Genomic DNA, 13,324 nt, shown 5'->3' with positions numbered 1-13,324 from the left:
TTTTTGAAATAGATATATTCATTTTAGTATTCATAATAATCCCCCTGTTAGTAATTTTAAGTTATGATATCATACTATTCTAATAATGTCAATATAATGTTAAAAATAAATTCTGATGCAGTTGCTACCACTGGGTCTTTTTTTTGAAGAATATCCACCTATAACTCCATTTTTTGTAGGTGATTTGCGTTTACCTTCTAAAATTTTATTTTGCATTTCAGAACTGATATTAGTTTTAGTGTTACCCGCCCCCTTAGTCGCACTACCTCTACCTTTAATAATTTTAGCTTTGCCTTTCCACTTTATAGGCGAAACGGAAACAGTCCCTGTTAATACCACTAGTTCATTAGTATAAACAAGTTTATAACCATATAATTTATTGCTAATCACTCCACCATCTTTTGTTACTATATCATCATTAGGAAGTTCTATTCCATTAAATGTAGGTGGAGGACATTCTATTAAATTGTAAATATAAGTATATCCATCTTTTTTAGCCCTTAGTTTCATTTAAGTCATTAATATAGTCATTTTGTTTTTCTATCCATTCTTTCTCCTTTCTTAACCAATCCTCTTCGGATAATTTTAAATCTCCCCAGAAACTATCTGAATTAACAGCATTACCGTTTTGTTCTGTTAATACAAGTGTTGTTCTAGCACTGCCTAATACTAAGAACGGACAATATCTATTCTCACCTTCATTAAATTTTAAACAATTAATACTTATATTGTTCGGTCCAAATTTACAACACTTAGGAACAGATTCATTCTCCTTTTTATCACTATCATAAAAACAATTTGCTTCCATTACAATATGCTTCATATTTAAACCCTCTCTATTTCGTATTTTCAAGCATTCTTATAGCTTTATTATAGTCATGACCATTTATTTCTATCCACTCAATCCCTCCATCAGCCAGTTTTCTGCCATAAGCTCTATACTTACCATTTATTCTAACAGAGTAATATTTTCCTCCCAATAATTGTTCAAAATTTAATCCTGGATGATTTGGATTTTTTTTAAACAATTTAAAAGCCTCGTCTGCTTGTTTTTGAAGATCCTTGGAAAGTTTATCATAGGATTTCCAAAAGTTCTTATTGGTTTTATTTACAGCTTTACCCACACCCTTAGCTATATTACCTTCACCTTTAGCAAACTTAAACAAATCTTCTGAAGTATTTATTTTTCCTCCATTAGGTAATGCAAATTGATGTTGTTCATATAATACTGACCTTATGTACTGTCCCATATCTTCAAAACTATATTTTGCTTTGCATCCTATATTTTCAATTTTTCTTGCTAAAAAACCTTGAAAGCCTTTAATTTCATTTACCATACCTATTGAACCTTCAAGCCCATCTTCTGGGTTAAATAAAACTCCACCACATACACCTATTATATCAGCAATCTTATTAGCTGCTGGACTTCCAGTATCAAATACTTCTTTTGAACCATTACCGCCAGTCACAATATTTCCTGATAGTACAGAAATCCTACTCATAAACTTCCCAAAAGGATTATTGAAATGTTGTGCTAAGAAATTATCTACACCTTCTTCAAAGTCCCATACTGGTTCCCAAAAACTCGAATCATCATTTTTCTTCATTGCTAACTTTTTTAATTCAATATACTCATCTTTACCTAATACTTTTTCTACATATGATAATAGCTCTTTTTCCTCATTAGTCAAATTATTAGGATTTTTCAACATTAATTGTCTTACTTCATTTTTATCTACTTGTCCATTTTCTGAAATAATAGAAACATCTCTAAACTTAGATATTCCTTCAGTTACTCCAGATATTTTTCCAAATACTGAACATATATTGTCTTCCATAGCTCTTACGCCACTACAATATACATTAAATGAATTATTAAACTCTGTCAAAGTCATTGTTTGATCTCTAAGTGAGTTTTCTGCATTTAAAACATCCCCTGTAATGGGAAATGATGTAAAAGTTAGACTATTTACCAAACTTAGTATTTCTTCAAATTTAGAATTCATCCTTCTATAATAATCGTTTGTACATTCATTAACATTATTATTTATTGGAAATTACCCTCCATATTGAAGTGAAATAACTCCCATATCGTCACTTGTAAGGGCTGCTCCTCCACTCCTCTTTATACAGTTTTCAAAATCCTCGCTACGCTTTTTTAATTGAACTGCTTTTGGTTTTTCATTATTTTCTAAAGCACTTTTCATATATTTTATATCTTCTTCTAGCTTTGTATATTCTGCTTCTTTTCTCTGGTGATTTTCTAGAAATTTATCTTTTGCTTCACCTGACCATCCTAAATTAGTAAGTTCTTTAACTACTTTATTAATATTTTCTTTTTGCTCTGATAGTATCTTTATGAAATTTTCATATTCATTTATTGTATTAGTTAATTCACCAATGTCTAACTGAAAATCCATCCATATTCTCCTATATACTCATTTGCTTTATTGCATGTCAATATTAATACAATTTACAATATATATGTATTTTTTACATTAATATTAATATTCTGTGAATTAATTATCCACTTATCCTAGAGGTATTATTATTTCTCCTATTCTTTACCTCGTAGAGGGTTAAAAATAACTCCATATTCTTGATTAAAGTTATCCCATTTATAACTACTATCAATCAACTTTTGAAGTATATCCTATGATAAGTGGATTTTCATCCATAGAAAGTTGATGAATAATTACTGTAACACCTTTATCAGAAACTGAATTATGTGATATATTTTTATCTTTAAAAGAACCTTGAACAAAGCTATTTTTAACAGCTGCATTTATTTGTTTGTCATTAAATTTACTAAATAAATTTTCTATTGCTATAGATGGGTTGTTTATATATTTGGCAAAAGAAAGATTTCCCGAGAAATATGTCAAAACAAAAGCCTCAGATGAACTAATGTTTCACCTGAAGCTTTTTACTTTTTAACATATTAATCCTTACTTAAATTTAAAGAAATTTTCACCTTTATTATAGATCCATTTTCCATGGTTATTTGCCCTTCATGTTCTTTGATTATTTCACTACATAAATATAACCCTAGCCCCCTGCTATCCTTGGTCATGCTATTATTGGATTTTATAAAAGGTTCAAATATATTATTAAATATTTCATCTGGAATTGGATCACTATTGTTTATTATTTCAATATAATATTTATCATCTGATACGTAAGAATTAACCTGTATTTCATTTCCTCCACAGGAGTATTTTATTGCATTGTCAATTACGTTAATCATAACTTGTCTAATTTTATCCTCTTGCGCCTGAATTGTTCCTTTGCTTATATTTTTTAGTATTTTTAAAGAATACTTATTAGCTTTTATGCTCATATCATTACAAATCTGAGTAATAAGTTTTTTCATATCTACTTCTTTAAATTCTTCTTTTACAATATACATACCCTTTGAAACCTCTATAAGTTGTAATACCAACTTATGAAGTCTATCACTTTCTGAATATATTCTTTCGATAGCCCTTTTATCAAATTCTTTATCATTAACCATTCCACTAAGCAATAATTCAGCGTATCCTGATATAGCCGTTAATGGTGTTTTTAATTCATGAGTTACACTATTAAAGAATTCTCTTCTCCCTTTTTCTAGCTTATAAACTTTCTCCTTCTCCGACTCAATAGTTTCTATTTGCTCCTTTATTTTATCCCTCATGCTTATAAATTCTCTTGCTAATACTCCCACTTCATCTTTTCCATGTTCATCAATTGAAATGCTATACTCACCATTTCCTAACTTTTTTATAGCATCAGTCAATTTACTAATTGGATTGGTAATTTTGGTTGTTCTTAAAAATAGAAACATAAATATAGCTATAAATATTCCAACCTCTATAATATTTATAATATTAATAGTCCTTTTATAGGTACTATATTCTGAGTCATAGCCCTTTACTATACTTATAATTCCTATATACTTATTATCAATATATATTGGATAAGTTAGCATAGCAGCTATTTTATTATCTTTATATTTTAAATCCACTACTGCTTTACCTTGCATGGCCATTTTATTACTATTTTTTATTGTACTTCTAAATTCTTCTTCAATATTTCCCTCTATTAATTTATAATTTACATCCGTTATATCACATTTGCATTGATAATTTAAAGATATATATTTTATTATATAATTTCCTTCTTCCACTAATGATTCTTTCTTATCTTTAGAACCATTAGCTAAAAGCTTGTATCTTATATACTCATGAGTACTGTTCATTACCTGTTTTAAAGAATTATTTATACCATTTTCCATATTTGAATTTAAAACATTTGTTATTGCTACATTCATAATTATCAATGAAACTATCAATATAAACGTCAATCCAATTATGAATTTATCCCTTATTTTCATAAAAGTTACCTCATTACGTATCCTATTCCAAAAACAGTATCTATAATAGATGCTGCATTCTCCTTGTCCAACTTGCTCCTTAATCTTCTGACATGGACATCCACCGTTCTAAAATCTCCATCATAATCCATGCCCCAGACTTCATCTAAAATCTGTTCTCTTGAAAAAACCTTATTTCTGTTTGTAATAAAAAACTCAAGCAATTCATATTCCTGAGGCTTAAGCTTAGCTTCTTCATTATCCTTAAATACCATCCTAGCCTCTAAATTCACTTTAACAAATTTATTTATCTCTATAAATGATTCCTCTGGCTTTTCTTTATATTTATTAACTCTTCTAATTGCAACCTTTACCCTGGTTAATACCTCTTTTATATTAAATGGTTTAGTAATATAATCATCAGCCCCTAGCTCTAGTCCTAGAACCTTATCTACAATATCATTCCTTGCAGTTAACATGATTATTGGAATAGTAAATTTACTGTTTATATGCCTACATAATTCAAAACCGCTTTCATCTGGTAAATTTATATCTAACAATACTAAATCTGGGTTAAAAGTATCTATTATATCTTTTGCATCCTTTGCTAAGAATACACCCTTAACTATATAGCCATCCGCTCTTAGAGCAGAAACCAAAATATCATTTATAGATACTTCATCTTCAACTACTAAAACCTTAAATTCCATTAAAAATTCTCCTTATCATAACATTAATCCTTAATTTATATTCTAATGATAATCGCTAATTAGTGCAAATCACTTCCAACTTAGTTAGTATTGCAGATATATTTTTTAAGGAATAAATTGTTGCTCTATTTTAACTACTACATTATTTTCTAAATATATATAACATAAAACCCCTCTATATCTAGGTCTATCACCCATATCTAAAGTTTTAAACTTTTCATAACTTATCCTTTGTTGATTTATAGTATCTAAATTAACACTAAATCCACAGACAGATATGTCTGCATTTGGAGATATTTCATAGGTTTTTAAACTCTTATCTTTATTTCTAATATAATAACCATCGGATAAACGTCCATTTACGTTGCCCTCATCAAAACTAGCAGGGTTTGCCCCATCTTTTCTAGCTTCTTTTTCAGCAGTGTCATCATTACCATCTTTATCTTTAAAAAACTGTACCTCATCAAATCTTAAATATCTTTTACCATTGTCCTCATATACTTTGCTTATACCACCTATTTTTTTTGCTTTTTCAACCTTTGTTACTTTTAAATTTAACTCCGCACTTCTATCATACTGCTCTATTTTACCCTCATACTTTACACTTCCTAATTTACTTGTGTCTACGGTATTATTATTCCAAACCACATTAACTTCTTTATCCTCATTGTTTATTTTTGCTTTAATTTTATTTGGTAATTTATATTCATCATTTTGGTATACAGATGCAGATAACTTAGTAACCTGAAATTTTGATTTTATATCCTTTAACAATTCTTTCATATTCTCAGTATCAACACTGTTACTTATAGCCAATTTGATAATATAATAAGCATCATCCATCCTTTGTTTTTCCATATATCTATTTTTTATTTCTATATATGCTCCCTTATTAGATTTGTCCATAGAAATTGCTTTTTCAAAACTGCTTTTAGCATCATCATATTTCCCTTTATTTAAAAAATCAATTCCATTTTCAATCAATTTCTTTGTTTCATTCTCTTGCATGGTTACTTCTTGCTTTACATCATCTGTCAATATAGTCCTTTTCTCTTTGTTTCCACATGCTGAAATACTTAACATAACTGTTAATGTTAATGACAAAAGTATTACTTTTTTTCTCACGTCTTACCACTCCTTATATTTAGTATACCTAAATATTAACACTATGATTTTGCCAAAGTTGATGAACTTATTGCCATTTTGTTAACAAATAAAAATTTTTTTAAAAACTATGATTTCCTTACAATCTTCTGACTGATACATTCTTATATTAATCTTAAGTCCCTCCAATTCTTCAATGGAATTCATTAGCCCCTTTCCAATTCCTGTTATCATCCTTTGCTCCAATTAAATTTACCTCTAATATACATAACTATAACGTGATATCCAAGCCACAATAACTTACAATTACATATTCAAGCTGATTATTAGCCTTACCCTCAAAATATTCTCTATAGATAAAACTTACTTTAATATTATTTTTCCTATCTACATAAATATATTGTTTTAATAATTGTTCACTATCATAAGTGACTTTAACATAATTATTTCCTAACCTAGATATTACATTATCTAAATTTTTTATAGCTTTATATCCATTAATACTTATATCAACCTGATCAGCATGTCCAAAAATTTTATTAATTTTATTATCCTTCTCAGATATCATAATTTCTTCATATATAAAGTTATAATTGTCATTACTATACCTATCTGTAAATGTATATTTTTTATTATTAAACTTTTCTAAGCTATCACCTATTTTTAAACCATCTATATAAACTTTACTTAAATCAGTAGATTTTACAGTATACTCCCCAAAAGTTTTTATAAAGCCTGTATAATTAAGTCCTAATGTTGCTACTAATAACAAAGTTGAAACTATAGGATATATTACTTTTGAACCACTATGCTTCTTAGATTTAACTAATTTTACACTTTTTATTACCATAATTATACATGATATAGACAAGACTACATATTTAAGATACATAGGTAAGTTAATTTGTAAAAAATCATATATAATAAATATTGCTATTAATACTCCATATATTATTAAAAGTTTGAATAAATTTTTATCAGTTTTTTTATCATAAATCTTATTATTCATATTATTCTCCTATATCTTTAGAGTTTTCTTAAAAACCCTTTAAAATCCTATCATCACTAATAAATAGCACAAATATTAACATCGGATTATGCTCATTTTATTTGATTCAATCGCTCATTCCTCCATGAAATATAAATAACCTCTACTATACATTTTCTTACTGTTCCGTCAGAGTTTAAGAAATTTGTGAAGCAATTCAGCCTCGTTTACTTATACTATTCAATCACAATATAGTTGCCTCTATTAATTTCTTCTAAACTAATTTCTTTTAATAAAAGACCGACATTCCAATCTTTTTTTGCTGATTTTGGAATGGGGGATTTACTTATAAAGCCATAATCTATTGTAGAAACTTTTGTATATCCTATTATGTAACCTGACTCATCAGTAATAGCAACATCACTATCAGGAGAAATCTCACCTGAACTTACTCTTCCACAAGCAACAACACCTCTACCATTAATAACAAAAGTTTCTTCTACCAATAATTTAAAAAAGACTTTATCCAAATTTAATGTGTTAGATTTGTGCATTATTTATCACCTCTAAAAACATAAATAATAGCTAATTTGTAGTTTTTTACTATTACCAATTAATTATAGCATGTATTATAAAAATTATGGTAAATCATGATATTTACTATAAGATACAAATATATAACTTGACCACAAGTAAAAGTAAAAATAAAAGAACAGATGCCCATACCTGAAATATTAGCATCTGTTCTTCTTAACATATTTCGTTAAAAGCCATAGCCTAAACAATTATTGTCTCTCTTTCTTTAAAATCTGTTATTCTTGTATAAGCGTGAACAGACTTTTCCTACATAAATATATAAATAACCTCTACTACACATTTTCTTAAAATTATGAAGAAATTTTCTCTTCATAAAAATATTTTTTTGTTGGCAAAATAAATATTAATTCTATGAATTTCAAAATGAAATTTGGAGAATGAAATGAATGTTTATTTTGTAGATACCAAATAATATTTACTAATAGGAAAAATATAGTATAAGTTGTCATTAACCAATAACCCCATCTTTTAAGTTTCAAAAATCCATAAGATGCTATTAGGAGAATTATTGGCAGTAATACCTGCGTTATACCCTCTGAAAAAAAAGGTACGGGTATAACAGAAACTTCCAATCGCTCTGCAAAACTTGGTAATAATGCTATTAGTATTGATAATAATGCACCTAAAAAAGATACATCTCCAATAAATGTTATTATAAAAGGTCTATTTTTATTCATGAATTCTCGCTCCTATAATTCGTAATATTCTACGACTGTGACTTAATTTATATCAAAATCATACCATGTTTCCTATATATTTCCACAATTATATAGAAAGTATAGATATTTTTAACACTGCATTATTCCATTTTCAAAGACCATCGTTCATATTTCCTTCTTCAGCATTTATGTCATATAATATGAAAATTGAGAACTACAATATTTCTATTCTTAACTATGCTATTATCTAGGAAAACTCCTAAAGTATATATGATTACCATCTGGGTCACAAAAATGCATATTCTTTGCTCCCCATGGTTGTAGTTTTGGAGTATCAATAATATGTACTCCTAATTTCAATAATCTTTTATATTCTTCATCTACATCATCAACAGTAAAAGCAATACTAATATTCTGGTTTTGATTATTTTTTATTTCTCCATTATTGTAAATACTTAGGGTTATGCCTTCTTCAATAATTGTCTGATGTACTTCATTTCTACAGTCTGAGGAAATATTTAAGATATTTCTATAAAAATCTGCCATTTTTATTACGTCATTTGTTTCTAAGCAAACTTCTCCTAAATTCATTTTTTTCTTCCTTCCCAATACTTTTATTAAATGTATTAACTTAATTTATTGAACCATAAATCCCCATCTAATTCCATATTTATCCCAAAATCCAACAGTACATGATGTGAAATCAGTTGCTTTCATAGGGCATATAACCTTTTGCTCATCTTTTAAAATTTCAAATGCTTTTTTTAATTCTACTTCATTCTCAAATATCACTACTAATTGAACGTATGGAAATGCTATATCACAGTCCTCACTACGGTTATCATTTAACATAACTCTTTGTCCATGTATTAACATCTCTGCATGAAGCACACCTTTTTCTGGTTTTTCTTTATCAATGAAAATTATCTCTTTTATCGTTGCATCAAATGCTTTAATGTACATTTCCATGGCTTGATAACATTCACCACTAAAGTGCAAATGTGGAATAATCATATATTACCTCCAAGTTCTATTTATCCTATCACAATAGGTAGGTCAACCTTATTTCATGTTTACCATTATATTCAGCAAATATAAAATCTTACTTCGTGATTTCTTACAATTGTTTATTAACCTATAGAAATTATAGCACATCTTCCATATTGCTAACACCGTATTATTACACCTATGGATTATAATTCCGTTTTAAAACACTACATTATTCAATTTTCAAAGACCATCACTCGTATCTTCTCTTTAACAGTTACGTCACATTTTTCTCAGATTGTGAAATAAACTAGACATAAATGAATAATTTACTTTAAATAATATCTGCAAAAATCAATATAATAGATATAATAAACGGTTCTATTGCCTCTTTCTTCTTTTTCTCATAAAAAAATGATATTAAAGAAATAATAAACATTGTTATTCCTACAAAAATACTTATTATTACTGTGATTTGATTAATGATTTTGATATGTGATATTTCATAAATAATTCTCGAAATAAAATAGATTATGCAAGCACCAAGAGATATACACTGTATGTTTTTGATAAGTATTTTCATATAATTACTCTCAATTTTAATTCACATTAATTTACTATTACCAATTAATTATAGCATGTATTAAAAAAATTATGGTAAATTATCACATTTACTATAAGATACAAATATATATCTTGACCACAAGTAGAAATAAAAGAAAAGATGCCCATACCTGAAATATTAATTCTATGAATGTCAAAATGAAATTTGATGTTTACAACCTATTATCATATAAATTACCAGTATTTCATTTCTGATGGAACGTATTTGTCATATTTTCCTGCTTTATCATACCCATTCCATCCATATGGTATATACTTTTCATATGACCCTGGTTCCGTAAAAAAGGAATAGAATTCTCTTTTATCAAAATCAATATAAAAAATTGGTGTTGCAGCATAATGCACATCTATATCACCATATAATTCTTTATATATTATATAATATTCTTTTAATTCTTCCTTACTTACTTTAAAATTCACAACTCTGGCTAGAAAACTAACAATGTTTTTTTCTGATAATATTGAAAAACCATATCTGATATCATCTTCATATTCAGGTATTTCATACCCTTTTTCTATGAAAGCGTTTTTTAAAATTTCCTCATTCAAAATCCATATTTCTTTATCTGTAACATAGTATTGTAATAAATTATTGAACTTTATCAAAACAACTACCGTACCTACTCCATCCGGTTCTAACATCATTTTTATCACCTCTAAAAATCTAAGTTCTAATCATATATTATAAATAAATTATTCTTACATAATCTCACTTATAAATTACTATTTAATAATTTCCTTTAACCAATGGTGTTTCCTTACCTGAGTAGTATATGCATAAAACATGAAGTGCTCTGGTACAGGCGGTATAAAGCAGAAGCCTTTCTTCCTCACAAATATAATTTTCATCTCCTGCATTATAGATAAGCACCACATCAAATTCCAATCCTTTAGCAAGGTAAGCTGGAATCACCAAGGTATCACTCACATATTCATCATCATCCTTTATTATTGCTTTAACTGGAACCCTATCTTGCAAGAAACTGTATACCTCCTGTGCTTCCTTTGCAGTCCTTGTTATGATTCCAATAGATTGGTGGCCTTTGTCCTTATATATTTTTATATCGTCAATAATTCTTGATTTTATAGCTTCTTCATCTGAAAAGCCAAGGAGTAAAGGCTCATCTCCACTTCTTTCTACACATTCATCAGTAATGTTCTTATTAAGCAACCTTCTTGAAAACTTAGTGATTTCCATTGTGGATCTGTAGCTTTTAGTTAAATTCATTATGCAGGTATTATCTTTGGGGAATATATGAGAGATATTATTATAATCTCCTACGTTCATAAACGGATTGATAGATTGATTAAGATCACCTAGTATAGTTATATTGGCGTGATTGAAAAGCTGATAAAAAATTTCATACTGCAGCGGTGTATAGTCCTGAGCCTCATCAATAATAACGTATTTGATTTCTGAGGTTTTGGGAAGATCTCCTAGTGCGCCTTTTAGATATAAAAGAGGTGGTTGATCCTCATAATTAAGCTTTCCAGCCTTCAGCTTTTCTAAGGTATAGCTTTTTATTTCGCCAATTTTCTTTCCACCATATTCGGTATTTGAACTACTAAAGAAAAGCTCCAAATTCTCAAATAACTTTTTATAAATATTCAATAAATCAAACTTTGTCATTCTATTGATTTCATAATAAATATCTTTCAGTTCATCCTTTACCATAGCTATACTAAGTTCCTTAATCTCTTCTTCATCTATATAATAGCCTGAATCCCTAAGCTCATCAGCAATTTCTTCTATATGATGTTTTTCATAAGGCTCTAAAAGGAATAAAATTCTTTCTCTTATCTTTTGAAGTCTTCTTTTTACTGGAAGCTGTGCGTAATCTTTAAAAAACAATTCTTCTAACTCCTTTGAGGAGATTATTAAATTATCCCTAAAAATTATATCTACAAAATTTCTATTCAATTTTTCAACATAAGCTGCATATTGTTTTAATATATCTATAAACTCCATTGAAGATTTAAATTTTATATTGCTGATTCTCTTTTGATATGAGCATTCCTTCCTTGAATCAAGGATATATTCCATCATGTCGCAGTAACTTTCCTTCTTAAGCTCACTTCCTAATGCCTTATGCATATATTCCTTAACCGTAGTCTGGTACATATTGTCTTCTCCAAGCTGAGGTAATACATTAGAAATATAATCATTGAAAATATCGTTTGGAGAAAATATTATTATATTCTCAGGTGTTATCTTATCTCTATGCTTATATAAAAGATAAGCAATTCTATGAAGAGCAACAGAAGTTTTTCCGCTTCCAGCAGGACCTTGAACAATCAAATTTTTGTACTCCTCATTACGAATTGCTTTATTCTGCTCTCTTTGAATAGTTGTTACTATGGCCTTCATCTTGCTATCGGTACTCTTACTCAAGATATCCTGTAGTACTTCATCATCTATCTTAAGATTGCTGTCAAACATATACTCCATTTTACCTTTATTAATTTTGTACTGTCTTTTCAATGTAAGTTCCCCATTTATGGTTCCTTCAGGGCACTTATAATTTGCTTCTCCAATTTCATAATCATAAAACATGCTGGAAATTGGTGCTCTCCAGTCATATACGAGGAAATCAAAATTATCATCAATAACATTGGAGATTCCTATATAATATTTTTCAGCCTTTTCCTCCCCTTTTTCAACAAAATCCATTCTTGCAAAATAGGGGGACAAAAGCATTATTCCATATTTTTCCTCAAGCTTTCTAGTAAACTCATGACTTCTCTTTTGTATTTTCATGGTATTGATAAATTCCATAAAGTCCACAATCTGCTCCAGTCCATTGTTTATGGAAACAGAACCTATGTCCTGCCACAGCTGCTTTTGTGTCTTTATAGCATCCTTTTTAAACTTTTCCTTAAAATCATGTTTTTCATCAAACTGCTTTTTAACCTCTTTAAGTACCTCTAGCAGCCATTGATTTTCAATTTTCCATTCAAAATCCTTATTTTCCATAATGAACCCCCTTAATAATAAATAATTTGGTAAGATTATTTCTAAAACCTATTGACATTGCTTTTCTAAAGATGTATAATATAATTGAGAAGATATGAAATAAATTATATAAAAAGGTAACACTTGATTTATAGTATCATTTTTATTTTGTTATGTCAATATTAAAGGGGATGTCGCATTAGCATAAAAAATTTGCTAACGCGACAGCGTTTTTTGGGTATTTCATAGCAAGTTTAAAGATGCTTTAAATCCAAATGAGTTCAGCACTTAAAAAATGACGCATTTTAATAAGCCTTTAACATTAAGGCTTTTTTTAATTTAAAGAGT

The 13,324-nt window shown here is 28.2% G+C and carries 16 protein-coding genes; all 16 read right to left on the bottom strand.

Annotated features, from left to right (window positions below):
* Positions 1-99 precede the first annotated feature (99 nt).
* The 16 genes from J2Z24_RS09200 to helD all read right to left on the bottom strand — a co-directional run bounded on the left by J2Z24_RS09200 (position 100) and on the right by helD (position 12,997).
* Positions 100-510 (bottom strand): hypothetical protein, encoded by a 411-nt coding sequence (locus tag J2Z24_RS09200; RefSeq protein WP_111947744.1) that lies wholly within the window; start codon positions 508-510, stop codon positions 100-102.
* Positions 494-823 carry a hypothetical protein gene (locus J2Z24_RS09195; RefSeq protein WP_111947743.1) on the bottom strand — a complete coding sequence of 110 codons (330 nt, stop codon included), beginning with the start codon at positions 821-823 and terminating at the stop codon, positions 494-496. Before J2Z24_RS09195 ends, J2Z24_RS09200 begins: the two co-directional genes overlap by 17 nt.
* 13 nt (positions 824-836) lie before the next feature.
* Positions 837-2,006 carry a type II toxin-antitoxin system RelE family toxin gene (locus tag J2Z24_RS09190; protein ID WP_111947742.1) on the bottom strand — a complete coding sequence of 390 codons (1,170 nt, stop codon included), beginning with the start codon at positions 2,004-2,006 and terminating at the stop codon, positions 837-839.
* A gap of 51 nt (positions 2,007-2,057) precedes the next feature.
* Positions 2,058-2,420 (bottom strand): WXG100 family type VII secretion target, encoded by a 363-nt coding sequence (locus J2Z24_RS09185; protein WP_035153117.1) that lies wholly within the window; start codon positions 2,418-2,420, stop codon positions 2,058-2,060.
* A 210-nt stretch (positions 2,421-2,630) separates the two neighbouring features.
* Entirely contained in the window at positions 2,631-2,885 is a 255-nt protein-coding gene (locus J2Z24_RS09180; protein ID WP_035152849.1) for a DUF4179 domain-containing protein, read from the bottom strand.
* A 56-nt stretch (positions 2,886-2,941) separates the two neighbouring features.
* Positions 2,942-4,375, bottom strand: a complete 1,434-nt coding sequence (locus tag J2Z24_RS09175) for a sensor histidine kinase (protein ID WP_035152852.1) — start codon at positions 4,373-4,375, stop codon at positions 2,942-2,944.
* A gap of 5 nt (positions 4,376-4,380) precedes the next feature.
* On the bottom strand, positions 4,381-5,064 hold the full coding sequence (locus J2Z24_RS09170; RefSeq protein ID WP_035152855.1) for a response regulator transcription factor: 684 nt from the start codon (positions 5,062-5,064) through the stop codon (positions 4,381-4,383).
* Between the two features lie 105 nt (positions 5,065-5,169).
* Positions 5,170-6,189, bottom strand: a complete 1,020-nt coding sequence (locus J2Z24_RS09165) for an Ig-like domain-containing protein (RefSeq protein WP_035152858.1) — start codon at positions 6,187-6,189, stop codon at positions 5,170-5,172.
* An 81-nt stretch (positions 6,190-6,270) separates the two neighbouring features.
* Positions 6,271-6,414 (bottom strand): hypothetical protein, encoded by a 144-nt coding sequence (locus J2Z24_RS09160; protein ID WP_185665896.1) that lies wholly within the window; start codon positions 6,412-6,414, stop codon positions 6,271-6,273.
* A gap of 25 nt (positions 6,415-6,439) precedes the next feature.
* On the bottom strand, positions 6,440-7,177 hold the full coding sequence (locus J2Z24_RS09155; RefSeq protein WP_035152861.1) for a hypothetical protein: 738 nt from the start codon (positions 7,175-7,177) through the stop codon (positions 6,440-6,442).
* Between the two features lie 215 nt (positions 7,178-7,392).
* The gene (locus tag J2Z24_RS09150; protein ID WP_035152864.1) at positions 7,393-7,710 is read right to left on the bottom strand and encodes a hypothetical protein; all 318 of its coding nucleotides are present in this window, start codon (positions 7,708-7,710) and stop codon (positions 7,393-7,395) included.
* Positions 7,711-8,043: 333 nt separating this feature from the next.
* A complete protein-coding gene (locus J2Z24_RS09145) occupies positions 8,044-8,430 on the bottom strand; it encodes a hypothetical protein (protein WP_035152867.1) in 387 nt (128 codons plus the stop codon).
* Positions 8,431-8,655: 225 nt separating this feature from the next.
* Positions 8,656-9,003 carry a VOC family protein gene (locus J2Z24_RS09140; protein WP_035152869.1) on the bottom strand — a complete coding sequence of 116 codons (348 nt, stop codon included), beginning with the start codon at positions 9,001-9,003 and terminating at the stop codon, positions 8,656-8,658.
* A 45-nt stretch (positions 9,004-9,048) separates the two neighbouring features.
* Entirely contained in the window at positions 9,049-9,426 is a 378-nt protein-coding gene (locus J2Z24_RS09135) for a VOC family protein (protein WP_035152871.1), read from the bottom strand.
* Between the two features lie 771 nt (positions 9,427-10,197).
* Complete coding sequence (locus tag J2Z24_RS09130) at positions 10,198-10,668, bottom strand: hypothetical protein (protein WP_111947741.1); 471 nt, start codon at positions 10,666-10,668, stop codon at positions 10,198-10,200.
* An 82-nt stretch (positions 10,669-10,750) separates the two neighbouring features.
* The gene (gene helD, locus J2Z24_RS09125; protein WP_035153115.1) at positions 10,751-12,997 is read right to left on the bottom strand and encodes an RNA polymerase recycling motor HelD; all 2,247 of its coding nucleotides are present in this window, start codon (positions 12,995-12,997) and stop codon (positions 10,751-10,753) included.
* Positions 12,998-13,324 lie beyond the last annotated feature (327 nt).

This window comes from Clostridium tetanomorphum, assembly GCF_017873215.1.
Taxonomy (GTDB): domain Bacteria; phylum Bacillota; class Clostridia; order Clostridiales; family Clostridiaceae; genus Clostridium_AO; species Clostridium_AO tetanomorphum.
Note: the sequence above shows the minus strand (reverse complement) of the source record. Positions and strands in the feature narration are given on the sequence as shown.